This window comes from Corynebacterium pseudopelargi (assembly GCF_003814005.1).
Taxonomy (GTDB): domain Bacteria; phylum Actinomycetota; class Actinomycetes; order Mycobacteriales; family Mycobacteriaceae; genus Corynebacterium; species Corynebacterium pseudopelargi.
On sequence record NZ_CP033898.1, the window covers coordinates 2,305,218 to 2,329,531 of the forward strand.

The 24,314-nt window shown below is 58.7% G+C and carries 25 protein-coding genes and 1 pseudogene; 22 read left to right on the forward strand and 4 right to left on the reverse strand.

The window, feature by feature from the left end; all coding sequences use genetic code 11:
• Positions 1-29: 29 nt before the first annotated feature.
• The 9 genes from CPPEL_RS10855 (at position 30) to CPPEL_RS10895 (ending at position 7,680) form a co-directional block, all read left to right on the forward strand.
• A complete protein-coding gene (locus CPPEL_RS10855) occupies positions 30-1,082 on the forward strand; it encodes a nickel-dependent hydrogenase large subunit (protein ID WP_123961130.1) in 1,053 nt (350 codons plus the stop codon).
• Entirely contained in the window at positions 1,057-1,290 is a 234-nt protein-coding gene (locus CPPEL_RS10860) for a HypC/HybG/HupF family hydrogenase formation chaperone (protein WP_206608932.1), read from the forward strand. The genes CPPEL_RS10855 and CPPEL_RS10860 overlap by 26 nt, the downstream gene beginning before the upstream one ends.
• The gene (locus CPPEL_RS10865) at positions 1,281-1,544 is read left to right on the forward strand and encodes a HypC/HybG/HupF family hydrogenase formation chaperone (protein ID WP_123961131.1); all 264 of its coding nucleotides are present in this window, start codon (positions 1,281-1,283) and stop codon (positions 1,542-1,544) included. Before CPPEL_RS10860 ends, CPPEL_RS10865 begins: the two co-directional genes overlap by 10 nt.
• A 10-nt stretch (positions 1,545-1,554) precedes the next feature.
• On the forward strand, positions 1,555-2,715 hold the full coding sequence (gene hypD, locus CPPEL_RS10870) for a hydrogenase formation protein HypD (RefSeq protein ID WP_123961132.1): 1,161 nt from the start codon (positions 1,555-1,557) through the stop codon (positions 2,713-2,715).
• Positions 2,716-2,805: 90 nt separating this feature from the next.
• A complete protein-coding gene (locus CPPEL_RS10875; RefSeq protein ID WP_123961133.1) occupies positions 2,806-3,864 on the forward strand; it encodes an HNH endonuclease signature motif containing protein in 1,059 nt (352 codons plus the stop codon).
• Between the two features lie 46 nt (positions 3,865-3,910).
• Entirely contained in the window at positions 3,911-4,903 is a 993-nt protein-coding gene (dhaK, locus tag CPPEL_RS10880; RefSeq protein ID WP_123961134.1) for a dihydroxyacetone kinase subunit DhaK, read from the forward strand.
• Complete coding sequence (dhaL, locus tag CPPEL_RS10885) at positions 4,904-5,530, forward strand: dihydroxyacetone kinase subunit DhaL (protein ID WP_123961135.1); 627 nt, start codon at positions 4,904-4,906, stop codon at positions 5,528-5,530. It abuts the gene before it with no gap.
• Positions 5,527-6,165 carry a dihydroxyacetone kinase phosphoryl donor subunit DhaM gene (gene dhaM / locus CPPEL_RS10890; protein WP_123961136.1) on the forward strand — a complete coding sequence of 213 codons (639 nt, stop codon included), beginning with the start codon at positions 5,527-5,529 and terminating at the stop codon, positions 6,163-6,165. Before dhaL ends, dhaM begins: the two co-directional genes overlap by 4 nt.
• A gap of 72 nt (positions 6,166-6,237) precedes the next feature.
• Entirely contained in the window at positions 6,238-7,680 is a 1,443-nt protein-coding gene (locus CPPEL_RS10895) for a lipase family protein (protein ID WP_245990455.1), read from the forward strand.
• Here CPPEL_RS10895 and CPPEL_RS10900 read toward each other — a convergent pair.
• A complete protein-coding gene (locus CPPEL_RS10900; RefSeq protein WP_123961137.1) occupies positions 7,677-9,167 on the reverse strand; it encodes a DUF1846 domain-containing protein in 1,491 nt (496 codons plus the stop codon). The two genes, CPPEL_RS10895 and CPPEL_RS10900, sit on opposite strands and share 4 nt — an antisense overlap.
• A 44-nt stretch (positions 9,168-9,211) precedes the next feature.
• On the opposite strand from CPPEL_RS10900, the gene panB reads away from it, so the two are divergent.
• Both panB and panC read left to right on the forward strand, forming a co-directional pair.
• Positions 9,212-10,051, forward strand: coding sequence for a 3-methyl-2-oxobutanoate hydroxymethyltransferase (panB, locus tag CPPEL_RS10905; protein ID WP_123961138.1), 840 nt, complete (start codon positions 9,212-9,214; stop codon positions 10,049-10,051).
• Positions 10,051-10,869, forward strand: coding sequence for a pantoate--beta-alanine ligase (panC, locus tag CPPEL_RS10910; RefSeq protein ID WP_123961139.1), 819 nt, complete (start codon positions 10,051-10,053; stop codon positions 10,867-10,869). The genes panB and panC overlap by 1 nt, the downstream gene beginning before the upstream one ends.
• Here the strand turns inward: panC and CPPEL_RS10915 are convergent, their stop codons facing one another.
• Positions 10,870-12,111 (reverse strand): dicarboxylate/amino acid:cation symporter, encoded by a 1,242-nt coding sequence (locus CPPEL_RS10915; RefSeq protein WP_123961140.1) that lies wholly within the window; start codon positions 12,109-12,111, stop codon positions 10,870-10,872.
• A gap of 140 nt (positions 12,112-12,251) precedes the next feature.
• On the opposite strand from CPPEL_RS10915, the gene CPPEL_RS10920 reads away from it, so the two are divergent.
• The 10 genes from CPPEL_RS10920 (at position 12,252) to CPPEL_RS10965 (ending at position 21,461) form a co-directional block, all read left to right on the forward strand.
• Positions 12,252-12,701: an SdpI family protein gene (locus CPPEL_RS10920; protein WP_123961141.1), complete on the forward strand. Its 450-nt coding sequence runs from the start codon at positions 12,252-12,254 to the stop codon at positions 12,699-12,701.
• 197 nt (positions 12,702-12,898) lie between these two features.
• Positions 12,899-14,428, forward strand: coding sequence for an anthranilate synthase component 1 (locus CPPEL_RS10925; protein WP_123961142.1), 1,530 nt, complete (start codon positions 12,899-12,901; stop codon positions 14,426-14,428).
• Entirely contained in the window at positions 14,425-15,078 is a 654-nt protein-coding gene (locus CPPEL_RS10930; RefSeq protein WP_123961143.1) for an anthranilate synthase component II, read from the forward strand. Before CPPEL_RS10925 ends, CPPEL_RS10930 begins: the two co-directional genes overlap by 4 nt.
• A 7-nt stretch (positions 15,079-15,085) precedes the next feature.
• The gene (gene trpD, locus CPPEL_RS10935; protein ID WP_123961144.1) at positions 15,086-16,099 is read left to right on the forward strand and encodes an anthranilate phosphoribosyltransferase; all 1,014 of its coding nucleotides are present in this window, start codon (positions 15,086-15,088) and stop codon (positions 16,097-16,099) included.
• Entirely contained in the window at positions 16,089-17,522 is a 1,434-nt protein-coding gene (gene trpCF, locus CPPEL_RS10940) for a bifunctional indole-3-glycerol-phosphate synthase TrpC/phosphoribosylanthranilate isomerase TrpF (RefSeq protein WP_123961145.1), read from the forward strand. Before trpD ends, trpCF begins: the two co-directional genes overlap by 11 nt.
• Positions 17,515-18,750, forward strand: a complete 1,236-nt coding sequence (gene trpB, locus CPPEL_RS10945) for a tryptophan synthase subunit beta (RefSeq protein WP_123961146.1) — start codon at positions 17,515-17,517, stop codon at positions 18,748-18,750. Before trpCF ends, trpB begins: the two co-directional genes overlap by 8 nt.
• 5 nt (positions 18,751-18,755) lie before the next feature.
• A complete protein-coding gene (gene trpA / locus CPPEL_RS10950; protein ID WP_123961147.1) occupies positions 18,756-19,589 on the forward strand; it encodes a tryptophan synthase subunit alpha in 834 nt (277 codons plus the stop codon).
• Between the two features lie 126 nt (positions 19,590-19,715).
• Positions 19,716-20,102, forward strand: a complete 387-nt coding sequence (locus tag CPPEL_RS10955) for a Rieske (2Fe-2S) protein (protein ID WP_123961148.1) — start codon at positions 19,716-19,718, stop codon at positions 20,100-20,102.
• 95 nt (positions 20,103-20,197) lie between these two features.
• Positions 20,198-21,148: a bile acid:sodium symporter family protein gene (locus CPPEL_RS10960; protein ID WP_123961149.1), complete on the forward strand. Its 951-nt coding sequence runs from the start codon at positions 20,198-20,200 to the stop codon at positions 21,146-21,148.
• A 13-nt stretch (positions 21,149-21,161) separates the two neighbouring features.
• Complete coding sequence (locus tag CPPEL_RS10965) at positions 21,162-21,461, forward strand: hypothetical protein (RefSeq protein WP_123961150.1); 300 nt, start codon at positions 21,162-21,164, stop codon at positions 21,459-21,461.
• Between the two features lie 4 nt (positions 21,462-21,465).
• Here the strand turns inward: CPPEL_RS10965 and CPPEL_RS10970 are convergent, their stop codons facing one another.
• Positions 21,466-22,071, reverse strand: a complete 606-nt coding sequence (locus tag CPPEL_RS10970) for a YqgE/AlgH family protein (protein ID WP_123961151.1) — start codon at positions 22,069-22,071, stop codon at positions 21,466-21,468.
• Positions 22,068-23,504: a CCA tRNA nucleotidyltransferase gene (locus tag CPPEL_RS10975; RefSeq protein WP_123961152.1), complete on the reverse strand. Its 1,437-nt coding sequence runs from the start codon at positions 23,502-23,504 to the stop codon at positions 22,068-22,070. Before CPPEL_RS10975 ends, CPPEL_RS10970 begins: the two co-directional genes overlap by 4 nt.
• A 294-nt stretch (positions 23,505-23,798) precedes the next feature.
• Between CPPEL_RS10975 and CPPEL_RS10980 the strand changes: the two are divergent.
• Positions 23,799-24,308, forward strand: a pseudogene (locus CPPEL_RS10980) (NUDIX hydrolase); the annotation flags it as partial.
• Positions 24,309-24,314 lie beyond the last annotated feature (6 nt).

Consider the following 24,314-nt stretch of genomic DNA (forward strand, 5'->3'; position numbering starts at 1 on the left):
TTGTTGATGTTAGCGAGGAGCCGAGCAACGTGAGTGACTTTCTTCAGCGCATCGCAGTAAATGAATTCATTGATCCTTTCGAGGTGCGTTTAAAGCGCACACCGCAAGGCCTCCAATTAGACCTTAGTGCTTTGCCCGCGATCGAGCCCATGCTCATTGGGCGTCCGGTACAGGAGGTGCCGGACCTGGTAAAGCACCTCTGCGGCATCTGTCCGGTTCCGCACCATCTGGCTGGTGTGAAAGCATTGGAGCAGGTCATGGGCATTGATCATGTTCCAGAGGCAGCGCAGATGACTCGCCTGGTGTTGCTTCTGGGCAGCAACCTTGAGCAGCTCGGCATCATGCGCAAGCTGCCCGCTTTTATCGCTTTGGGCAAGGCGATTAAGGCCACTGCCGGTTGCAGTACCCATTTCCCAGATGTCGCGGTGCCGGGAGGGGTGCGCAAGGAGGTGGATTGGTCTGCATTGCGCGCAATCAATCTTCCTTCAAAGCCACCAGAATCAACCGCGCCACCTGCATTCGATGGCGCGAGCGTCTCTTTAGCCCCGCACCCACTTGGGCAACAGGTGTGCGTCGAAAAGCTGGGGTTTTCGCAGTTACTCAGCCCCGCAGCTTTTATGCAAGCCAGCGCCGTTCCAATGCTCAATATTGGCGGTGAGCAGGTAATATACCGAGTGCTTGGGGCAAATATCGCTCAAACGCTGCATACTTTAGAGCGCGTGATCAGCGGCAATATCGAATTCACGCAGGCCGAGCCATTGCAATCAAATCATGGCATCGGGCTTGTCGACGGCCCACGCGGACTCCTTGCCCACGAGTATTTTGCCGATGCGCAAGGCGCGCTGGTTTCGGCACGAATCCTCACGCCTACCGTGCAAAATGAGGCGTGGCTAACACAGTTGCTCAACAAGGTTGATGCGGCAGAGGACACGGAGGACAATGGAAGGGGCTTCGAGCAGGCGATTCGCATAGTCAATCCGTGTTTGCCCATTGTGCAAGCTCCGGAGGGTGCCATGCGGATCCGTATCGATGGAGGTGAAGAGGATGTGCCTGGGTGTGCCGGCGAAGATTCAGCGCATTGAACCTGGGCTCATGCCCATGGCCACGGTGACGATGGCGGGGCAGGAGCGGCGGATTTGTCTCGCCTATACCCCTGAGGTTGCGGTGGGTGATTTTGTGTTGGTGCAAAATGGTTTTTCTCATAGCACACTCAGCCCCGAAGAAGCCGCACAAGCATTGCACACAATGCAATCTCATGGCTTGATTGAAAAGGATGAATCATGTGCCTAGGTATCCCAGCCAAGATCGTCTCAATCGAAGGTGAGGATCGCGCAAAAGTTTCCATCTCTGGGGTGCTCAGGAACGTCAGCACCGACCTCATCACAGAGCCAATAGCGCCAGGAGATTGGTTATTGATCCACGTGGGTTTTGCGCTGAGCAAGATCGATGAGGAAGAAGCGGCCACCACCTTGCAGCAAATCCAACAACTCGGTGCAAACACGTTTGAAGACGAACTCGATTCTTTTAAAACCTCGGATATTTAGGGCTCAAACCATGCAATTTGTAGATGAATTCCGCGATCCCACCGCTGCCCGTGCCCTAATCCAGCGCATCCAACACGACGCCGAAATACTTGCCACCAAGCGCGATGAACCCCTACGCCTGATGGAGGTGTGCGGAGGACATACCCACACCATTTACCGCTATGGGCTGGAAAATCTTCTGCCCGAATCTATCGACCTCATCCACGGGCCGGGTTGCCCGGTATGCGTGATCCCCATGGGGCGTGTCGATGATGCCATTTGGATGGCCAAGCAACCCAACGTGCTGCTGACCACCTTCGGAGACATGATGCGCGTGCCGGGCTCAAAGGATTCGCTCATGCACGCCCGCGCCGAGGGCTGCGATATCCAATTCGTGTACTCCCCGCTGGACGCCCTCAAACTTGCCCAAGAACACCCAGAGAAGGAAGTTGTCTTTTTCGCCGTTGGTTTTGAAACCACGGCTCCTTCTACCGCCGTCACCCTGGAGGCTGCGAAGAAACATGGCGTGCGCAATTTTTCCGTCTTTTCCAATCACGTCACCATCGAGCCACCCATGCGTGCCATCATCAACGGCGGCAAAACGGCCGTAGACGGCTTTATTGGCCCAGGGCACGTGAGCACGATCGTTGGCACCAAGGCCTTTGACTTCCTGGCCCAAGAATTTAATAAACCCGTGGCCGTGGCCGGCTTCGAGCCGCTGGATATTTTGCAAGCAGTGTCGATGTTGCTCACGCAATTCGTCTCCGGCCAAGTTGCCAAAGGCCATGCGGAAGTGCAAAACCAATACGCCAGGGTAGTGCGCCCCACGGGCAACCCGGCAGCCCTTGCCCTGATGGATAAGGTCTTCAGCCTGCGCGACACCTTCGAGTGGCGCGGCCTTGGGTGGCTTGAACACTCAGGGCTTGGCATTGCCGATGCTTATGCGGATTGGGATGCAGAGCGGCGTTTTAAGGTACCGGGAAACAGAATCGCAGACCCCAAGGCCTGCGAATGCGGCTCGGTGCTCACCGGCAGGATCAAGCCTTGGCAGTGCAAGGTCTTCGGCACGGCGTGCACGCCTGACACGCCCATTGGTACGTGCATGGTGTCCCCAGAAGGTGCGTGTGCGGCCTTTTATAACTTCGGGCGTATCGACAGAGCCACTACCGAAGAACTCGCAGCTCAGAGGTGATAGAGAAGAAATTTTTGCGGAGCCCTTGCCAGCTTCGCTCATGTGTTCTATTATGGTTTTAGAACAGGTGATCTACTCGGGGGAGGGGAAATGCTCGCTTACTATCGCCGCTGCGATATGCGAGATGCAGCATGCCGGCGCCAACGCCAATTGCTCAAACAAGAGTTCAACTTTTGGGCCGAATATGTGCCCCAAGAGCCCGGATACGCCTTTGAATCCGCAGCGCTCGATCTTGCGTTTAGCCTCCAGCACTCTAAAGATTATGTGCTTTCCAGGCTTTGGGCGATTTACACCTTGAGGCAATTACCCCTGCTCAGCGCGTTGCAGGATTCACTGTGGCACCTAGACTTTTCACGCCTCATGGCCATCGGGCATGCACTCTCTAGCCAACCCGAATCCGAGATGCCGCGGTTTGATTATTTATTGGCCAACTACCTTCATCCAAGAAGAGCAGATGAAGCTGTGCCTTCGGCGCGCCAAATCCGGCGCTTTCTGCGCCAACAACTCGATCCGGAACCCACACCCCCAGAACCACTGGAAACACTGTATAGCTACTCCGTTGCCCCTGGCTGGGCTTGCCTCGAACTTGTCAGTTCCGAAGGAGCCATAGAAACCATCCAGGAAGCGATCAATACCCTGGCTAAGCAGCAGCAATGCACCAAGGCTCAAGCCTTGCTCAGCATGGCGTTGGGGGAGGCGCCGAAGGTAGCCATCAACGTCTACCGCAAGCAGCACTGCGAGGAGATCACCACTGCCAGTGGGGAACGCTTCAATGCCGAAGATGCAAGCGTGCTTCTACGCTTTGCCCATGAGCGCTGCATAGACACCAACGCGCAAGCGAAGGGCTATCGCTTCCCGCCATCCATGCGCGCGGCAATCATCGGAAGGGATGCGCACTGCCGTTTCCCCGACTGCGAGATTGCAGCGCAATGGTGCGATATCGACCATGTCGTTCCATATTCCCAAGGCGGGCCTACGAGCATGAGCAACGCCCAACTGCTGTGTAGGCACCACCACAACCTAAAAACGGAGCGCAAAGTCTTCTGCGAAACACCTGGAGATGGCTCCATCACCTGGTTTACGGCTAGTGGGGTAAAAATCACCACTTCACCAAAGGGCGTATGTGCAAAATCCGAGGAACCTCCCTAATTAAAGGCGCGTATTCTCGGGCGTAGTCGAGCCGAAAGGTGTGATTATGAAAAAGCTCATCAACAGCCCGCAGGATGTGGTGCGCGAAACGGTGGAGGGATTCGTCGCAGCGCATACCCAAGTGCAAGCGCAATACGATCCCATCGTGGTGCACCGCACGAAGCCAAAAGCCCAGGGCAAGGTTGGTCTTGTCTCCGGTGGCGGCTCCGGCCATGAGCCCTTGCATGCCGGGTACGTGGGCTCAGGCATGCTCGATGCCGCAGTGCCTGGACCTGTGTTTACTTCCCCAACCCCAGATCCGATCCTCGAGGCGGCAAAGATCGCGAATCACGGCGCTGGCGTGGTGTTCATAGTGAAGAACTACACCGGCGACGTGCTCAATTTCGATACCGCAGCAGAACTCGCCGAATTCGAAGACATCGACGTGCGCCAAGTCATTGTCAACGACGATGTTGCCGTTGAAGATTCCCTCTATACCGCTGGCCGGCGCGGTGTGGCGGGCACTGTGCTGGTGGAAAAGCTCGCCGGGGCAGCAGCAGAACGCGGCGATTCACTGGATCAGGTGGTGGAGGTGGCTGAAAAGGCCGTCGCCAATGTGCGTTCCATGGGCGTTGCTTTAAGCGCCTGCACAGTGCCGCATGTGGGCAAGCCCTCCTTTGATTTGGGTGAAGATGAAGTGGAGATCGGCATCGGCATCCATGGAGAACCCGGCCGCAAGCGCATCCCCATGAGCAACGCCGATTCCATCACCGACCAACTCCTCGATCCGATCCTGGCCGATATGAATTTGCAGCCAGAAGACCGCGTGATCGCCCTGGTCAACGGCATGGGCGGCACCCCATCCAGCGAGCTGTACATCCTGTATCGCCGCCTCGCGCAGCGCCTCGAAGCCCTCGACATCCGCATCGAACGCGGGCTTGTTGGCAACTTCGTCACCAGCCTCGAAATGCAAGGCGCCTCCCTGACCCTGATGAAGGTTGATAGCTCCATGCTTGAGCTTTTCGACGCCCCCTACGACACCCCTATGAAAGGACTCTAAATGACCTTAGGTACTCAGTGGGCTCTGGACTGGATTCACGCCTGCGCGGACGCTGCGGCTGAAAATCGTGAGTTGCTGATTGACCTCGACCGCGCCATCGGCGATGCCGATCACGGCGAGAATGTGGATCGCGGATTTCAAGCCGTGGTGGCAAAACTCGATGCGCAATCACCCCAAACCCCCAGCGATGTGCTCAAAACCACTGCTCAGACACTGATTTCTACCGTCGGTGGAGCATCGGGGCCGCTTTTGGGCACCGCCTTTCTTCGTGCAGCCAAAGCCGCCGGCGATGGGGAGATCGACAGTGAAGGTGTGGTTGCCCTGCTGCAGGCTGCATTAGAAGGCATTCAACAGCGCGGCAAAGCCAAGGAGGGCGAAAAGACCATGGTGGATGCCTGGGCTCCGGCTGCCCACGCCGCAGCATTGGCCTCTGGTTCTCCTGCCGAAGTCCTCGCGATTGCGGCAGGCGCTGCCCAAGCGGGCGCGGATGCAACAACGCAGATGATTGCCACCAAGGGCCGCGCCTCGTATTTGGGTGAACGTTCTTTAGGGCATAAAGATCCAGGCGCTACCTCGTCTGCACTATTTATCGAGGCGGCTGCGCGCACGGCTCAGGAGGCGCAATGAGCGTAGGCATTGTGCTTGTCTCTCACTCGCAGCGCTTGGCCGAAGGGCTGCGTGAACTGGCCCAACAGATGGCAAGCGAGGTCACGATTATCGCCGCCGGCGGGCTTGAAGATGGCTCAATTGGCACCTCCTATGACCGCGTTGAGCAGGCCGCGGAGTCTCTGCTGGCCCAAGGCTTAGAAGTGCTCTTACTCAGCGACCTAGGATCAGCCACCATGACAGTGGAAATGGTGGTGGATTTCCATGAAGGCGAGGCACTTCGCTTTGTGGATGCGCCCTTCGTAGAAGGAGCAATCGCCGCCGCTGTGGCAGCACAGCAAGGTGATGATCTTGATCAGGTGGCCAAGGCGGCCTTGGATGCGCTGAAAAGCTTCGATGTGCAAGAAGCCGCAGAACCTAATGCTGGCTACACCAAAAAGGCTGTGGTGAAGGATGCAGCGGGCTTGCATGCCCGGCCTGCGGCGCAGATTGCAGAATTGGCAGGCGAGGCCGAGGTGTTTATCAACGGCGTCGAGGCTTCCAGTGCGCTCATGGTGATGAGTTTGGGCATCACTGCTGGCCAGGAGGTAGAAGTCAGTGGGGATCAGGCGGTGGTGGATCGTATTGTGCAGGCCATTGAGCAAGGCCTAGATTAGGGCGTGTATTGCATAGTTTCTCCACCCAAGCAGTTATGCTAATAAAACATTCATCAAGGGCTGGAGATTCTCATGCAATGTCGTACCTTCGCAATTGGCTTGGGCCTGGTTACCGCCTTGGCAATGCTGCCCACCGCCTATGCACAACCTGCAGATTCCATCAGTGAGCACCAGATCCCCTTAGGCCAAGGGGCTCTCATGGGCTCGGTGCCTGGTTCACCTTTGGGTGGATCTTCTATCGAGCGTGATGCTCATGTTGGCGAGCGTTTCTACGACTTCAACGGTGATCTCAGCGCCTTTGAGCCAGGTGATGTCATCCGTTCGCGCACGCTGCCTTACCACGTGCTGGGAGTTCCAACGCCTTTGCGCGTGGTGCAGTTGTTGTACAAGACTTCCGATGCCTTTGGCGCACCCCAGGCCAACGTGACCTCCATTGCGATTCCGAATAATTTCAATGGCAGTATGGTCAGTTATCACTCGGTGTATGACTCGCTCAACCCCGAGCATTCCCCCTCGCGTGCAATTGCGGGCAATGTTTCTTTGGGTACTGCACCCGTGTGGGCCGAAACCGCCTTCTTTGCCAACCTGCTCACTCAGGGCTACGCCGTGGCACTGCCCGATATTGAAGGCCCAGAAGCACGCTTTGCCGTAGGGCCTGAGTATGGGCGCGTTACCCTTGATTCGCTTCGCGCCGCCATGCGTTCCGGTGAGCTTGCGCCAGACGTGCAGATCGCGATGATGGGCTATTCAGGCGGCAGCATTGCTACGAGCTGGGCTGCTGCAATGGCGCCCGAATTTGCACCGGATGTCAATGAGCACCTCATCGGCGCCGCCATGGGTGGTGTGCTCGTAGCACCTGCAAATAACATCAAATACATCGATGGTTCGCCCGTCTGGGCTGGCATTTCGGCCATGACCATCGTGGGTGTTTCTCGTTCCATTCCCGGCTTCGATCTCACCCCCTACCTCAACGATTACGGCATCCGGATCCTCGAAAGCGTCAATCGCGCCTCGATCGCAGAAGTTGAGGGCCAATATGGTGGCCTGCGCTGGGTGGATATGGCCAAGCCCGAATACCAAAACCCATTTTCTATCCCCGAATTTGTCGGTGCCGTCAATAGCCTCAATATTGGTCTGCAGCCCAATCCGAGTATTCCGCTGCAGATCTGGCAATCCAACGGAGGGATTGTCGAGGGCACCATTCCCGGCGAGCAGGGGCTTGGCGACGGCGTCATGTTAGAAAATGATGTGCGTGGTCTTGCCACCAAATACTGCCAAGCAGGAGTGACGGTGGAATATATCACCGACCCAAGCATCTCTCACACGCCCGGCATTGCTAAATGGGCCTTGGTGGCAAATCAGTGGATTCAACCACGCTTGGAGGGCAAAGCTGCGCCGAATAATTGCGGCACATACCCCGCCGGCACCGTGTTTGCACCGGTGGAGGTAGAGCCTCAGGCACAGCCCGTGGATCCAGGCCCAGCCCAAGGATCCGCGGCGCTGCGCTTTGCTTAGCGCTTCTGGTACAGCTTCTTTTGCTGGAACTTCGGATCGGAAGTAACCAGCACGCCCAGGTTGCGGAAGATGCCCTCATCCACGGAACCGAGGATGGTGGTGGTGTGCACATCGCAACCGTGGAGGTTCTTGAGCTGCTCCAGGGCCTTCGCCGCATCCTCATTGGTTTCGGCGGAGGTTGAAAGCGCAATGAGCACCTCGTCGGTGTGCAGGCGAGGGTTCTGGCTGCCCAGGTGCATCGTCTTTAGGCGCTGGATCGGCTCGATGGAACCGGGGGAGAGCAGGTGGACATCTTCAAGGCCTGCGAGGTGCTTCAAGGCATTGAGCAGCATCGCTGCCGAACACCCAAGCAGTTCGCTGGTGCGGCCGGTGATGATTGTGCCATCGGGAAGTTCAATGGCGCTGCCTGGTTCCCCGGTGCGCTCTGCAACTTCGCGCGCAGGGGCGACGACTTTGCGTTGGGAGGGCTTAATGCCAGCCTTTGCCATCACCACAGCGGCACGCTCGGATTGGGTCGAGTCGATGCCCTGCTTTGCTTCGTCGACAAGCGCCTTGAAATAGCGGCGGATGATTTCCTGCTCGGCGGCCTCGCGGCACGCGGCATCATCGGAGATGCAATAGCCGGCCATATTCACGCCCATATCGGTAGGCGACTGGTAGGGCGAAGAGCCGGTCAGGCGCTCAAGTAGGGTCTTGAGCAGCGGGAATGCTTCAACATCGCGGTTATAATTCACCGTCTGCTCGCCATAGGCGGCCAGGTGGAAGGAGTCGATGATGTTCGCGTCGTTGAGGTCCACGGTGGCTGCCTCATAGGCCAGGTTCACCGGGTGCTCAAGCGGCAGATTCCAAATGGGGAAGGTCTCGAACTTTGCGTAGCCTGCAGCGGTGCCGCGCTGGTGCTCGTGGTAGATCTGCGAAAGGCAGGTGGCCAGCTTGCCTGAGCCCGGCCCTGGTGCCGTCACAACCACCAAATCGCGGGTGGTGGCGGCGTATTCATTGCGGCCGAAACCATCCTCGCTCACCACGAAGTCTTGGTCGGTGGGGTAGCCGGGGATCACGCGGTGGCGAGCCACTTTCACGCCGAGGCGCTCCAGGCGTTCGATGAAGGCCATGGCCAAGCGGTTGTCGTCGTCGAGTTGGGTGATCACCACGTGCTCTGCAAGAAAGCCGCGGTCACGGAAGACGTCGATGAGTCGGAGCACATCGTCCTCATAAGAAATGCCAAGGTCGGCGCGGATTTTGTGGCGCTCGAGGTCCTTGGCATTGATGCAAACGAGGATTTCCACTTCGTCGCGGATGCGATCCAACATTGCAATTTTGTTGTCTGGGGTGAATCCGGGGAGGACTCGGGAGGCGTGGAGATCGTCGAAAAGCTTGCCTCCCATTTCTAGATACAATTTGCCGCCAAGTTCTTCGCGGCGGGCCTTAATGTGCTGGGATTGCAGCTCGATGTACTTATCGCGGTCGAAACCGATTCGGTATGTCATGGACTTTAATCATAACAAGACGGGCGCAGAATATACTCCTTGGCATGTCCGTGTATGGCAATAATCAACAGTCTTCGCCCAAGCGCCTGCGCATTCGTCACATCCAAGCGATGAAGGATCAAGGCCAGCCCATTAGCGCTTTAACCAGCTACGATGCCTTAAGCGCACGCATTTTTGCCGAGGCCGGCATCGATATTTTGCTCGTGGGGGATTCCGCGGCAAATGTGGTGTTTGGCAGGGCCTCAACGCTTTCAATGTCCTTGAATGAAATGGCCGTGCTTGGCCGCGCTGTAGCCGATGCGGCACCGCGACCACTCGTGGTGGTAGACCTTCCCTTCGGTTCTTATGAAGTCTCTTGCGAACAAGGTGTGCAAAGCGCCATCGAACTAATGAAGGCCACCGGGGCAGACGCCATCAAATTAGAAGGCGAGCGCCCCGAGCTTATCCGCGCCATTGTTCAGGCCGGCATTCCCGTGATGGCGCACCTTGGCTTTACGCCCCAATCCGAGCACGCGCTCGGCGGCTTTGTGGTGCAGGGCAAGGGCGAGGCACGTGAAACGCTCTTCCAATCCGCTCGCCGTGTAGAAGAAGCCGGCGCCTTCGCCGTGGTCTTAGAGATGGTGCCTCAAGAAATTGCAGGCGAAATTAGCGCTGCGCTGCGCATTCCCACCATCGGTATCGGCGCGGGTAACGCCACCGATGGGCAGATTTTGGTGTGGACCGATGCCTTTGGTTTGGGCCAGGGGCGCGCGCCGCGTTTTGTGCGCCGCTTTGCCGACGTCGCCTCTGTGCTCGATCAAGCCGCACGCGAGTATATCCAGGAGGTTCATGCTCGAACCTTCCCGGCCGAGGCTGAATCCTTTTCCGATACCGAGGAGCGCTAATGCCGCAGCTTGTCCACAGCATTGCCGAACTGCAGCAGGCGCTAGCAAGCCTGCGCGAAACGAAGCCCGGCAGCATCGGGCTCATTCCAACCATGGGGGCGCTACACCAAGGCCACCTGCAGTTGGTGGGAGCGGCGTCGGATTGCGATATTCGCGTGCTCAGCATTTTTGCCAATCCGCTGCAATTTGCTGATCTGGGCGATTGCGATGATTATCGCAACTATCCGCGCCAGCTTGATCAGGATCTGGCCTTGCTCGAAGGCAGCGTGGATCTGGTCTTTGCGCCTTCGGTAGAAGAAATGTACCCCCAAGGCGTGCCGGATATTTGGGTTCGTTCGGGCCGGATGGGGGAGATCTTAGAGGGCGCTTCGCGGCCTGGGCACTTCGATGGGGTAGTCACCGTGGTGGCCAAGCTGTTGAATCTGGTGCAGCCAGACGTGGCGTTTTTTGGGCAAAAAGATGCCCAGCAGCTCGCCATTATTCGACGCATGGTGGAGGACTTGAACTTCCCCGTTCGGATCGTTGCCGTACCCATCGTGCGAAGCGCGGAAGGTTTGGCGCAATCAAGCCGCAATGCTCGGCTCAGTGCCAAGGGCAAGCAGCAGGCCTTGGCGCTTTCGCAGGCGGTGGAGGCCGTGCGTGCAAATCCTGGTGCGATTGATCAGGTAAGGCAGGAGTTAGCCGCAGCACCTGGGGTGAGCCTTGATTACCTCAAGCTGGTGGGTGAGGATCTCTTAGAAGATTCCGTGCCCGCCCTGGTGCTGTGCGCGGCATGGGTAGAGGGCGTGCGCCTGCTCGACGCCGCCCCCTTGGATTAGTTATTTTTCTTCGATGCCTTCGATGGCCGCGGCCAGGCCGAGGTCATCGTCGTCGTCGAGTTCGGTGCGGGCGATATTGCCCTTGGCAAAGCGGTCTACCACCATGGCGATCGCACCATCGCCGGTGACGTTGCAGGCGGTGCCGAAGGAGTCGATGGCGATATAGGCGGCGATCATGAGCGCCACTTGATCATCGTTGAAGCCGAGGTTGGCAGAAAGCAGGCCAACGGCGGCCATGATGGCGCCACCTGGTACGCCTGGGGCTGCCACCATGGTCACGCCCAGCATGAGAATGAAGCCAATCGCGGTGGTCAGCGGGATATCCATGCCGTCCATGAACATGATGGCGAAGGCGAAGAGCGTAATCTTCATCATCGAGCCGGAGAGGTGGATGGTGGCGCAGAGCGGCACGGTAAAGCCTGCCACCGACTGGCTCACATCGTTTTTGCGGGCGCATTCGTAGGTGACGGGGATGGTGGCTGCAGAAGAAGAGGTGCCCAGGGCCGTGAAGTAGGCGGGCATCATGTTCTTCAAAGAGCTAAAGGGATTGCGGCGCGCGATGGAACCTGCGATGAGGAATTGCAGCAGCAACAGCACGAAGCTCATCACGATGGCCAGCACCAGCACCTTGGCAAAGGCCGAAAGGGTGGCGGTGAGGTTGCCGTTCATGCCCAGCGAGAGGAACATGCCAAAGATATACAGCGGCAGCAGGGGCACGATGAAGCCCGAGATCACCTTCATTACCACGCGGCGCAGATCGGCAACGCCGGAGTAGAGGGTGTCGGATTTAACGGTGGTCATGGCCACGCCCACCACGAAGGCGAGGATCAGGGCCGTCATCACTTCCATCGGCGCTGGCATTTGGATGTCGATATATGAGGCCAGCGCGCCTTCTTCCACATCGTGGACGGCCACATCGCCCTGGTTGTTCAGCAGGATCGGGTAGGCCAGCATGGCCACGGCCCAGGAGATCAGGCCGGAAACAACCGCGGAGCCGTAGGCGATGCCGGTGGTGATGGCCAGCCATTTACCGGCGCCGCGTCCCAGACCGGCGATGGCGGGCGTGATCAGCGCGAAGATGAGTACGGGGATGAAGAAGCCGAGGAAGTTACCAAACAGGCTGTTAAAGGTGACAAATACCCGCGCGAGCCACACAGGGAAGAAGAGGCTGCAGATAATGCCGAGGATGATCGCGAGGATGATCCTAAATAGCAGCGAACTGGAGAGTCGCTTGAAGTCCATGAAAATTTCCTTTCGATCGCGGCGAGGGGACCGCATTCGTACTCAAAATACCCTATTAACTCGCATTTCCTAGCTTTTCGACGTCCCAGTGCTCGCATGTTTCACGTGAAACATTGGCCTAAGCGAGTAGCATGTCTGGCATGACTTTCGTCGGCATTTTGCTTCTCATCATTGCCCTTTGCGCGATCATCCTTGGCGTGCTCGGGTGGACTCGCAAGCTACCCGGCAATTCCTATATCGGCATTAAAGTGCCCGAGGTGCGCAAGTCGCGCCAGATGTGGGATGCTGCCCACCAAACCGCAGGCCCGCTCTGGGTGATCAGCGGCGTCGCCTTCTCCTTTGCCGGGCTGCTCTGCTTTGTGAATAACGCTTGGCTCTGGCTGCTGGCCGCCGTGCTCACCTTCTTCGGCATAGTGCTCGTAGCGCTTGGCTCTAGCCTCGGCTCGCGCACCGTTGCCGTGCTCGCCGATCACGACGCCAAACAAGAAGCAGCACAATCCTCCTGCTGCAGTGCCGGTGGGCAAGAGGAAGCCCCCACCGCTCCCGAGGTGGATGTGGAAGCGCTTCGCCGTGCGGTGAAGGATCACTAAGGCTTCTCTTGCAGTGTGAGCCAAGACCCAGTAATCTAAATCTTCGTGAATACACAACAATGCATCTGGTGGTGGCGCGCTTAAGGCGGGTCACGTTTGCATTGCAACAACACTAGGCTCGTCAGCTTCTTGCTACGGGCCTTTTGCTCTATTTACCGCACGGGCTCCAAGGCAAGAAGCCACACCGGCGAAAGGGCATGATGGAATTTTTTAGCGCGCGCACGAGGGTGCGCTATCACAGCGACGCAGCCGCACTCTTTGCTGCACTCGGCGGCATCGAGGCGCACGACGCAGTGCTGCTGGAATCAGCCGATATTGAATCCAAGAAGAAAACCCGATGCGTAGCCGCACTCAAGGCCGCGCTGCGAGTGACCTGCCGCGGCGAGCAGGTGCACCTTAAGGCATTAAGCCCCACCGGCGAAGCCATGCTGGCACGGCTCGATGGCGATGCCAAGCAGGAAACCACCTTTAGCTTTGAGCCCTCCACCGCCCACGATGAACGCGATCGACTCCTTGATCGCAGCCAGGTGGAGGTGTTGCGCCGCCTGCAGCTCGACGCCGGGTATGAAGGCGAGATGCTGCCCTTTATCGTCGGTGGATTCGCCTTCGATTTTGTGGCCACCTTCGAGGATCTTCCCAAGGTAGCGCCCGGGCCAAATACCTTCCCCGACTATCAATTCCTCGTAGCCGAAACCCTGCTCACCATCGATCACCGCACCCAAGAGGCTGCCGTGGAGGCCGTGGGCCTAAGCCAGCAGGAGGCAGAAGCTGCGGTTGCTCAGCTTCGCGAGGAGATCGAGGCGATCGAGCTTGAAGAGCCCCCGCTTGGCCAGCCGCAGGGGAAATTGGATGTGCACACGAATATTTCCGATGCCAACTTCCGCCAAGCCGTGTCCGAACTCCAGGGCAATATTCGTCAAGGTGACATTTATCAGGTCGTGCCCGCGCGCCACTTCACCTGCGAATGCCCCGATGCCTACATCGCCTATCGCCACCTGCGCGCCACCAACCCCAGCCCCTACATGTTCTATATGCGCAGCGTGTCTGAGGCCGGACCCTATGAACTCTTTGGAGCCTCACCGGAATCCAACCTGACCCTCGAGATGCCCTCGCGTCGCGTGCAGCTCTACCCAATCGCCGGCACCCGCCCACGTGGTTTAAACCCCGACGGTTCCATCAACCACGAACTCGATATCCGCGCCGAATTAGATATGCGCACCGATGCCAAAGAGGTAGCCGAGCACTCCATGCTGGTGGATCTTGCCCGCAACGACCTTGCCCGCGTTGCCGTGCCCGCCACCCGAAAAGTAGCCGAACTATTACAAGTGGATCGCTACTCGCGAGTGATGCACCTGATCAGTCGCGTCGAAGCCACCCTGCACGAAGACTTCGATGCACTCGATGCTTATCGTGCTTGTATGAACATGGGCACCCTCACCGGTGCACCTAAACTGCGCGCAATGGAGCTGCTGCGCGAGGTAGAAGGGATCCGCCGAGGCTCCTACGGCGGGGCAGTGGGCTATTTACGCGGCGATGGATCCATGGATACCTGCATCGTGATCCGCTCCGCCTTCGTCCAAGACGGCCAGGCCGTCGTGCAGGCCGGAGCCGGTGTGGTGCGAGATTCCGTGCCCCAACTCGAAGCCGATGAGACACTGCACAAAGCCTATGCCGTATTGCACGCCATCGCATTGGCTCAAGGAAAAGAAGTAGAGGTGCACAAATGAGGCCCGAAGATATCCACGTGCTCATGCTCGATAACAGAGACTCCTTTGTGTACAACCTCGTCGATGCCTTCGCCGTGGCAGGGTATCGCTGCACGGTGTTTCGCAATGACGTAGCCGTAGAAGAAATCCTTGCAGCACAGCCGGACCTGATCGTGCTTTCTCCAGGCCCTGGCCACCCACGCGAAGCCGGTTGCATGATGGAACTGATCAGCACCTGCTTTGATAAGCAGATCCCCATGCTCGGCATCTGCCTTGGATTCCAAGCGCTCCTGGAACACTTTGGCGGCACCGTGCGCCCCTGCGGGCCAGTGCACGGCAAGATGGACCACATGAAACTCAGCCCCGCCGGTATGCAAAGCCCGCTCTTTGCGGGCCTTGCCACCGACGCCGGACCCGAAAACCACTTCAAGGGCACACTGGTGCCCATTGCGCGCTATCACTCGCTCGGCTGCACCGATAGCCCAGATGCGCTCGAAGTGCTCGCGACCTGCGAATCGGAAATCGGCGAAGTAGTCATGGCCGCACAAACACCCGGCGCCATCGGCTTGCAATTCCACCCCGAATCCGTGCTCAGCCCTGCTGGGCCCAAAATGATTGATCGCTGCATCGAGGCGCTGTTAAGTGCGCGCGGTGCGACGTCGAAAAGCTAGGAACATTATGAGTGTAGAAACATTAATCAAGTACCTGGACAACCCCAACCCCAGCGTTGAAGAGGCCGTGGAAGTCTTCACCCCGCTCACCGTGGGCGAATACGACGACGTACACATCGCAGCGCTGCTGGCCACCATCCGCACGCGCGGAGAAACAGCCGCAGACATCACCGGCGCAGCCAAAGCCTTCCTCGCAGCCGGGCGACCATTCCCCATCACAGGCAAAGGCCTACTCGACACCGCCGGCACCGGCGGAGACGGCGCAAATACCATTAACGTCACCACCGCCGCCTCGCTCGTTGCCGCCGCCGGGGGAGTCAAAACCATCAAATGCGGCAACCGCTCAGTATCCTCCAAATCGGGCTCGGCGGATGTGCTCGAAGCGCTCAACATCCCCCTCGACCTGGACCCAGACCGAGCCGTGCGCCAATTCGAAGCCTCCAACTTCACCTTCCTTTTCGCCCCCGCATACCACCCGGCCATCGCCCATGTGATGCCGGTGCGCAAGGCGCTACGCATCCCCACCCTCTTTAATACGCTCGGGCCCATCCTTTCTCCCGCGCGCCCGGAATTCCAGATCATGGGCATTGCCAAAGAATCGATGGGGCCAATAATCGCCGAGACCTTCCGCGATCTCGGCCGCAACCACGCCCTTGTGGTGCACGGCTCAGGCACCGATGAGATTGCCGTGCACGGCCCCACGCATATTTGGGAGCTCGAAGGCGGGGAGATCACCGAATATGAAGTCACCCCCGAAGAGCTCGGCCTTGATACCCACGCCCTAGCTGATCTTGCCGGAGGCGACGCCACCGAGAATGCCCGCCTCATGCGCGATACCTTCGCCGGGCGCGGGGCTGTGGCACACCGCGATGCCATCGCCGCCAATGCCGGTGGCATGTTCTACGTCACCGGCGCGAGCGACTCGCTGCGCGAGGGTGTCGAGCGTGCCAAGGAACTGCTCGATTCCGGGGCAGTGGAGCAGTGGTTAGCAACCCACGAGGAGGCCAACTATGGCGGATAAGGCCCTACCCACCGTGCTTGAGGGCATCGTGCAAACCCGGCGCGGGCACCTTGCTGATATCCGCGAGCGGATCAACCACGTGGATCCAGAGGCCTTGCCGCGCTCTGAGCGATCGCTATTCCAATCCCTTTCCGCCCCCGGCGGACCGCACTTCATTATGGAATGCAAGGCCGCATCGCCTTCGTTGGGGCTGATCCGCGCCTCCTATCATCCAGGCGAAATTGCGCGGGTGTATTCGCGCTATGCGGCAGGCATTAGCGTGCTGTGCGAGCCGGAGCGTTTTGGTGGCGACTATAACCACCTGGCCACCGTGGCATCTTCGACGCATCTTCCGGTGTTGTGCAAGGACTTCATCATTGATCTGGTGCAGGTGCATGCGGCGCGCTACTTCGGTGCCGATGCCATCCTGCTCATGCTGAGCATTTTGGACGATGATGAGTACCGTGTGCTTTCCGCGGAGGCGCAGCGCCTTGGAATGGATGTGCTCACGGAGGTCATTGATGAAGAAGAAGTGGCCCGCGCGCAGCGCTTAGGCGCAAAGATCTTCGGCATTAATCACCGCAATCTTCACGATCTTTCCATCGATCTTGGCCGCTCTGCCCGTTTGGCACCGCTGGTGCCCAAGGGGGCAGTGGTGGTATCCGAGTCGGGTATCCGCGAGCACGCCGTGGTGCGTGAGCTTGCGGCACATTCCGATGCCTACCTCGTTGGCTCACACCTCACCGGGCAGCAGGACGTAGACCAGGCCGCGCGCAGCCTCGTATTTGGCGATAACAAGGTGTGCGGTTTGCGTTCTCCTTCCGCCGCCCAAGCCGCACGCGCGGCAGGCGCTCTCTACGGCGGGCTCATTTTTGAGCAAGCCAGCCCGCGCAATGTTTCACGTGAAACATCGGCCGAAATTATCGCCGCGGAACCTGGGCTGCGCTATGTGGCGGTATCTAGACGCACCGAAGGTTGGGCCGAGCTGATCCAAGAGGGCATCGTAGCCGTGCAGATCCACGCACCTTATCAAGGTTCCCTCGAAGCCGAACGCGCGCTGATCGCCCACGTGCGCGAGGAAGTAGGGGAGGGCATCGAAGTCTGGCGTGCTATTTCTATGACTGCCCCAGAAGGCCCGGAGCTTGCACGCGCGCTCGTAGAAGAGGTGGACCTTCTCGTGCTGGATGCAGCAGAAGGCGGCAGCGGCACACGCTTTGATTGGGCATTGATCCCCGAAGAAGTGCGCCAGCACAGCCTCATCGCCGGTGGCATCGGCCCGGATAACCTCCACGAGGCCCTTGGCATTGGGTGCGCAGGCGTGGACCTGAATTCCGGTGTGGAATACCACCACGCCGGCCCCTTTAATCACCACAAAGACGCAGGCGCGCTACGCCGGGCGTTTCACATCATCCGCACCGACGCAAAGGACGCGAAACGTGACTGAATCATCGACCATCCTGCCCGCATACTTTGGAGAATTCGGCGGACAATTCGTACCCGAATCCTTAATCCCAGCCTTAGATCAGCTTGAACGCGCCTTTGTAGATGCCATGGAATCCGAGGCCTTCCGCGAAGAACTGCGCGGCTACCTCCGCGATTACCTAGGCCGCCCAACACCGCTCACCGAATGCTCAAAGCTGCCCCTAAGCCGCAAGAACGGCGAATCCAAGGTGCGCATCTTTCTCAAGCGTGAAGATCTCGTGCACGGCGGCGCACATAAAACCAACCAGGTGATCGGCCAGGCACTCCTGGCCAAGCGCATGGGCAAAACGCGCATCATCGCGGAAACCGGCGCCGGACAACACGGCACCGCCACCGCCTTGGCCTGCGCGCTATTAGACCTCGAATGCGTCATTTATATGGGCGCTAAAGACGTGGAACGCCAGCAGCCCAATGTCTATCGCATGGAGCTGATGGGCGCGAAGGTCGTGCCGGTGGATTCCGGTTCCGGCACGCTCAAGGATGCCGTGAACGAGGCCCTGCGCGATTGGACGGCCACTTTCCACGAATCTCACTACCTGCTCGGCACCGCCGCAGGCCCGCACCCCTTCCCAACCATCGTGCGTGAATTCCACCGTGTTATTTCCACCGAAGCCAAAGCCCAAATGCTTGAACGCACCGGCGGCCTGCCCGATGTGGTGGTTGCCTGCGTAGGTGGCGGCTCCAATGCCATTGGCATGTTTGCAGACTTCATTGATGAGCCCTCCGTGGAGCTCGTAGGCGCAGAACCCGGTGGGCATGGCCTGGATTCTGGAGAACACGGCGCGACCATTAGCGCCGGCCAAATCGGCATCCTCCACGGCACCCGCAGCTACCTCATGCGCAATGGCGATGGGCAGGTAGAAGAAAGCTACTCCATTTCCGCCGGCTTGGACTACCCAGGCGTAGGCCCCCAGCATGCCTACTTAGCCGCCAGCGGCCGGGCAAAATATGTGGCCATCACCGATGCCGAAGCACTCGAGGCCTTCCAATTGCTTTCACGTGAAGAAGGCATCATTCCCGCCCTCGAATCCAGCCACGCGCTGGCCTATGCCCTCAAGCGTGCCGCTACTGCAGACCGCGAAGGCAAAGCGCTGAACATCCTCGTCTCCCTTTCTGGCCGAGGCGACAAAGACATTGACCATGTTCGCGCCACCCTCGAGGCCAACCCCGAGCTCAAGCTGAAAGGCTAGAAACCATGACCCGTTATGCAGCACTCTTCCAACGCCTGGGCAGCGAGGGCGCCTTTGTTCCCTTCGTCATGTTGGGCGATCCCACACCCGAAGATTCCTTGCACATCATCCGCACCCTCATCCACGCAGGGGCCGATGCCCTGGAGCTCGGCGTTGCTTTTTCTGATCCAGTAGCCGATGGGCCGACCATTCAACGCTCGCACCTGCGCGCACTCGATGCAGGGGCAACGGTGGATAGCTCCCTGGATCTCATTGCGCAGATCCGCGAGGAATTCCCCGAGGTTCCCATCGGCTTGCTCATCTACGGCAACGTGCCCTTTACCCGGGGCATTGATCGCTTCTATGAGGAATTTGCCAAGGCCGGTGCTGATTCCATCTTGATTCCCGATGTTCCCGTGCGCGAAGGGCAGCCCTTTATTTCCGCTGCCGAAAAGGCGGGCATTGATCCCATCTTCATCGCACCCGCTAGGGCCAGCGAGGCAACGCTGGAGGGAGTGGCGGCACATTCCAAGGGCTATATCTATGCCGTTTCACGTGATGGCGTTACCGGCACCGAGCGCGCATCGGAGACCACCGGGCTGCGCGAAGTAGTGGAAAATATTGAACGCTTTGGCGGTGCCCCCATTCTGCTTGGCTTTGGCATCTCCACCCCGGAACACGTTGCCGAGGCCATCGCGGCCGGAGCCAGGGGAGCGATCAGTGGTTCGGCAATCACCTCGATTATCGAGCGCCACTGCGAAGGCGAACACCCTAAGCCGGCAAAGGTGCGCGACCCGGAGGCGCTTGGCAAAGAGTTGGGAGAATTTGTTCAGGCCATGAAGGCCGCCACGAAGCAATAATTGCCCGATTTTGCACTGTCGGATGGTGATGTGGAAGCTCAAGGGATTAACGTCACGGTGACGTTAGGCTTCTGCTTAGGTTATGGTTGGTTTTAACAATCAGGCCGCGGTGCCATACTCAAGGGTATGAATCAGCCAGAGCAACACCTCTGTTCCCGACGAGCCTTCCTCATCGGCAGCGCAACCACCTTCGCTGGTGCACTCCTAGTAGCCTGCGGGGGAGAAAAGAACGTACCCCAAGACATCGCCGTCAACGACGTTCCAGTGGGCAGCGCGGTGATCGTAGATAAATACATCATCGCCCAACCCACCGAAGGCGATTACAAGGCCTACTCAGCCGTCTGCCCCCACCAGGGCGCACCAATTACCGTGGTGGAAGGCGATACCGTCAAATGCACCAAGCACGGCTCCAAATTCAGCATCAAAGACGGCAGCGTGCTCAACGGCCCAGCCCAGCAACCCCTCGAATCAGTGGGGGCACACATGGATAACGGCCAAATCCACGTGGGTTAAACCGCGAGTAGCTCAACACCAGGTAGCGCGACATCAGGCAGCACGACATGAGGCAGCGCGACATGAGCCTTAGCCCCGGCGACTAGGCTTTGGGCATGCGCCGAATCTCCATCGACCCGCTGATCGTCCTGATCCTCTCGGCAGTCCTGCTCGCCATCGTCTTTCCCGTGCGTGGGCAGGCCGCCGAGTGGTTCCGCTATGCCACCGATATCGCCATCGCAGCGCTGTTCTTCTTATACGGCGCAAGGCTTTCCACCCGAGAGGCCCTCGAAGGCCTCAAGCACTGGCGCTTACACCTGACCATCCTGGCATTTACCTTTGTACTCTTCCCCCTCATCGGCATAGCACTCCAACCCCTAGGCTCCTGGTTCGGCGCCGGCATCGCCATGGGGCTGATGTATCTGACCCTGGTACCTTCCACCGTGCAATCCTCGGTGGCTTTTACTTCCATTGCAAAGGGCAATGTTGCAGGCGCTATCGTCAGCGCCTCACTATCGAATATGCTCGGGGTTTTCCTCACCCCAATCTTGGTGATGGCGCTGATGACCCACGACGGCTCGGTGCACGTGGATACCAGCGTCTTTATCAAAATCGCCACCCAACTGCTCTTACCCTTCGTGCTCGGCCAATTACTCAGGCCGATTGTTGGGGCAGTAGCTGCCACGAAGGGCACCAAGGTAGTCGACCGCGGCTCTATCACCATGGTGGTGTATTCGGCCTTTTCTCAAGGCATGGTGGCCGGGATTTGGGCCAGCATCGGCGCAATGCAGATCCTCGCCCTCATCGTGCTTTCTGCCGTGATTGTTGCCCTGATGCTCTGGTTGAGCAAGCTTGTGGCACAAAAGCTTCATTTTGGGCGCGGCGATCGTATCGCTATACAATTTTGCGGCTCTAAAAAGTCGCTCGCATCAGGGCTTCCCATGGCAGCGGTGATCTTCGGCGGTGCGCAGCTTTCGCTGCTGATTTTGCCGCTGATGATCTTCCACCAGGTGCAATTAATCATGTGCTCCTGGTACGCCCAGCATCTCCATTCCCAAAAACTCTAGAAAGGGCGCAGCAATGCTCTATGTACGCACCACCTTCACCATCCCTGGGGTAGGCCAAAGCATCCACATCGCAGAATTAGAACCCATCGGGCCTCACACCTGCCGCATGCACCGCATGATTGAGCTCGACCCCCAAGGCGTGATCCGCGGCAGCGTCCACGGCACGCAAATCAAAGGCGAAGCCACCCCGCCCATGCAGGAAGTACCCCACCCCGATACCTACGAGCAATATGAGGGGATTCAGGCCGAGCATCTCGACGCAGCAAGCTTCCAGGCGCTATGGGCAGAGGCCGAAGCCAAGCTTGGCTCCTAGCTTCTTAGTTATCGTCGATCTCACTTGGGTAGGTGGCAAACAGCGGCAAGGGCATGGGCTGGCGGCGCAGCACATTTACCCAAAGGTCTTGATTGCCGGGGGTGAGAATATCCGAGGGCAGCGCGGGGGTGACGTACCAATCGCCGCTGGCGATTTCTTCTTCCAATTCACCAGGGCCCCAAAACTGCAGGCCTTGGAAAATACGTACACCCTCTAAGAGCTCGCCTACCTCACCTGGATCTTCGCTCATGGCGATGCGCACGATGCGGTTGGCAACGCGCAGCATATCCGGGTGCTCTTCGCGCACCTTATCTTTAGCCAAGATGCCCAAGGCGGAGACTGCTCGCTGCTCGTGGGCACCGCCAATAAACACAGCCGGGGGCTTGGAGGCCAATGGCGCCCATGCGGGCAAGACATTAAATACCGCCACATCGGAGCGCTGATTCAAAATCACCGCCATGGAGTGCGTCTCGGAGTGCTCCAGCACCAAGAGGATGCTGCGGTGAAAGAAGCTGCCCTCTAAGCCGAGGGGGTCGGTCACTAGCAACATGCCGGGTTCTGGCGTTGCCTGTTCAAGGGCTTGGAAGAGCCGTTCTCCAAAGAGGTTCATGCTTCCTGCCTTTCTTTCCACCACGCTTGCAGTGCTGCTTCGGCTTCTTCTACTTCCATCGGGCCGCGCTCTAAACGCAGCTCCTTGAGATACTGCCAGGCTTGCCCAACCTCGGGGCCTGGCTGAAGACCTAGGAGCTCCATAATCGCATTGCCGTCAAGCGCAGGGCGCACTTTAGCCAAGTCTTCTTTGGCGGCGAGATCTTCAATGCGCTCGGCAAAAAGATCAAATAAACGCCGCAGCCTTTGGGCTTTCTTGCGATTGCGCGTGGTCACATCGGCTCGCACCAGCGTATTTAATTGCTCAAGCTGATCGCCTGCATCATTAACGTACCTGCGCACCGCAGAATCGGTCCAAGAATCCTCGCTAAAGCCGTGGAAGCGCATGTGCAAGAACACAAGCTGGGATACGTCTTTGACCATCTGCTTGGAGTATTTCAGTTTGCGCATGCGCTTGCGCACCATCTTGGCGCCCACCACCTCGTGTTGGTGGAAGCTCACCCGGCCATTTTCATGGAATTCCCTGGTAGCAGGCTTACCAATATCGTGGGTAAGTGCCGCCCAGCGCAACACCAAATCGGGAGATTCTTCTAACTCCACGGCTTGGCGCAGCACCGTCAAGGAATGCTCGTAGACATCTTTGTGTTGGCGGTGTTCGTCTTGGGTGAGCCTTAATGCCGCAATTTCCGGGTACACCACATCGGCCAGGCCGGTATCAACCATGACGCGGATACCATCCCAAGGGGCCTGACCGAGCATGAGCTTGTCTAATTCCATCTGCACGCGCTCGGCGGAGATGCGCTCGATCTGCCCGGCCATTTCCTCCATGGCCTTCTGCACGCGCGGGGCTAGGGAGAATTCCAGTTGCGACACAAAGCGCGCTGCCCGCAGCATGCGTAGGGGATCGTCGTGAAAGCTCAGCTCGGGGGCGGCGGGGGTATCAAGGAGGCGGTGTTGCAGATCTTCTAAACCGCCGAGGGGATCATGAAAGACCGGCTCTGCGTCAACATCGAGCTCTAAGGCCATAGCGTTGACGCGAAAATCACGCCGGATCAGGTCATCTTCTAGGCGATCACCATATTGCACCTCGGGGTTGCGCGATTGGCCATCATAGCTATCGGCGCGGAAGGTGGTGATCTCAATCTGCATGCCCTGGATCTCTGCGGAGATGGTGCCGAAATCGATGCCGGTATCCCATACGCTGGGGCTGAGGGCTTGCAGGATCTGCTGCACCTGTTCAGGGCGCGCCTCGGTGGTGAAGTCGAGGTCGTGGCCTAAACGGCCAAGGAGCGCGTCGCGCACGGAGCCACCCACTAGGTATAAGGAGTAGCCCTGATCCCGAAATGCCTGTGCGAGCGGGCGCAGGACCGGTTGGAGTTTGGCTATTTCCTTATGCCCCTGCAGCAGCAAAGTTGCGTTGCGTGACGTCATCATTAGCAAGATTCTACATTCTTGGCGCGCCCTGGCTTATACCGTTTCAGGGCGCCAGCGGTTACGATCAGCGGGATGGATGAAAACGAGACCGCCGCAGGTGGTTCCTCGCAACCCTCGAAGCATCCCCGCAGGCGCAGGCGACGGGGGCGCTCGAAGAAGCGCGGTGCCCAGGCACAACAGCAGCGCGGCCACCAAAATAGTGAAGGTGGCGGCGCTTCTCGGCGTGCCCGCGGGCGTGCAGGAAGCTCCGGGCGCAGGCAGCGGCGAACCCACAATTCCCGTGGGCCACAAGCCAGTTCCATGCCCACCCGCGATGAAACCTCCGCGGGCGGCTTGCTCGTGTCTGGTTTGGCCGAGGCGGTAGACGCCGAAGGCAATGTGGATCTTTCTAAGATCTATGTTGCGCTCATTGGCAGGCTGGATCGACGCGGCCGCATCCTCTGGTCGATGCCGAAGGGGCATGTGGAACCGGGCGAAGATAAAGCCGCCACCGCAGAACGTGAGGTGTGGGAGGAAACGGGCGTACACGGCGAGGTCTTTGCCGAGCTCGGTGTGATTGATTATTGGTTCGTTTCTGAAGGCGTGCGGATCCATAAAACCGTGCACCATCATCTCTTGCGCTTTGTCGACGGAGACCTCAACGACGAAGATCCGGAAGTGACCGAGGTTGCCTGGATCCCGGCGAATAAGCTCAGCGAGCATTTCGCCTACGCTGATGAACGCAAACTTGCACGGGTGGCTTATAACCTTTTGCCTGAATATGCCCGCGCAGAACGCGCCGAAGGGAGGGTCACGCCACGTTAAGCCGTC

Bases quoted from the DNA above. Each gene is read 5' to 3' on its own strand.
- CPPEL_RS10930 (WP_123961143.1), top strand. From the start codon at position 14,425: ATGAGGCCCGAAGATATCCACGTGCTCATGCTCGATAACAGAGACTCC.
- CPPEL_RS10900 (WP_123961137.1), bottom strand. From the start codon at position 9,167: ATGACATACCGAATCGGTTTCGACCGCGATAAGTACATCGAGCTGCAA.
- CPPEL_RS10970 (WP_123961151.1), bottom strand. From the start codon at position 22,071: ATGAACCTCTTTGGAGAACGGCTCTTCCAAGCCCTTGAACAGGCAACG.
- CPPEL_RS10895 (WP_245990455.1), top strand. From the start codon at position 6,238: ATGCAATGTCGTACCTTCGCAATTGGCTTGGGCCTGGTTACCGCCTTG.
- CPPEL_RS10865 (WP_123961131.1), top strand. From the start codon at position 1,281: ATGTGCCTAGGTATCCCAGCCAAGATCGTCTCAATCGAAGGTGAGGAT.
- CPPEL_RS10875 (WP_123961133.1), top strand. From the start codon at position 2,806: ATGCTCGCTTACTATCGCCGCTGCGATATGCGAGATGCAGCATGCCGG.
- CPPEL_RS10975 (WP_123961152.1), bottom strand. From the start codon at position 23,504: ATGATGACGTCACGCAACGCAACTTTGCTGCTGCAGGGGCATAAGGAA.
- CPPEL_RS10925 (WP_123961142.1), top strand. From the start codon at position 12,899: ATGATGGAATTTTTTAGCGCGCGCACGAGGGTGCGCTATCACAGCGAC.
- CPPEL_RS10960 (WP_123961149.1), top strand. From the start codon at position 20,198: ATGCGCCGAATCTCCATCGACCCGCTGATCGTCCTGATCCTCTCGGCA.
- dhaM (WP_123961136.1), top strand. From the start codon at position 5,527: ATGAGCGTAGGCATTGTGCTTGTCTCTCACTCGCAGCGCTTGGCCGAA.
- CPPEL_RS10915 (WP_123961140.1), bottom strand. From the start codon at position 12,111: ATGGACTTCAAGCGACTCTCCAGTTCGCTGCTATTTAGGATCATCCTC.
- trpCF (WP_123961145.1), top strand. From the start codon at position 16,089: ATGGCGGATAAGGCCCTACCCACCGTGCTTGAGGGCATCGTGCAAACC.
- dhaL (WP_123961135.1), top strand. From the start codon at position 4,904: ATGACCTTAGGTACTCAGTGGGCTCTGGACTGGATTCACGCCTGCGCG.
- trpD (WP_123961144.1), top strand. From the start codon at position 15,086: ATGAGTGTAGAAACATTAATCAAGTACCTGGACAACCCCAACCCCAGC.
- dhaK (WP_123961134.1), top strand. From the start codon at position 3,911: ATGAAAAAGCTCATCAACAGCCCGCAGGATGTGGTGCGCGAAACGGTG.
- CPPEL_RS10955 (WP_123961148.1), top strand. From the start codon at position 19,716: ATGAATCAGCCAGAGCAACACCTCTGTTCCCGACGAGCCTTCCTCATC.
- CPPEL_RS10920 (WP_123961141.1), top strand. From the start codon at position 12,252: ATGACTTTCGTCGGCATTTTGCTTCTCATCATTGCCCTTTGCGCGATC.
- panC (WP_123961139.1), top strand. From the start codon at position 10,051: ATGCCGCAGCTTGTCCACAGCATTGCCGAACTGCAGCAGGCGCTAGCA.
- hypD (WP_123961132.1), top strand. From the start codon at position 1,555: ATGCAATTTGTAGATGAATTCCGCGATCCCACCGCTGCCCGTGCCCTA.
- trpA (WP_123961147.1), top strand. From the start codon at position 18,756: ATGACCCGTTATGCAGCACTCTTCCAACGCCTGGGCAGCGAGGGCGCC.
- panB (WP_123961138.1), top strand. From the start codon at position 9,212: ATGTCCGTGTATGGCAATAATCAACAGTCTTCGCCCAAGCGCCTGCGC.
- CPPEL_RS10965 (WP_123961150.1), top strand. From the start codon at position 21,162: ATGCTCTATGTACGCACCACCTTCACCATCCCTGGGGTAGGCCAAAGC.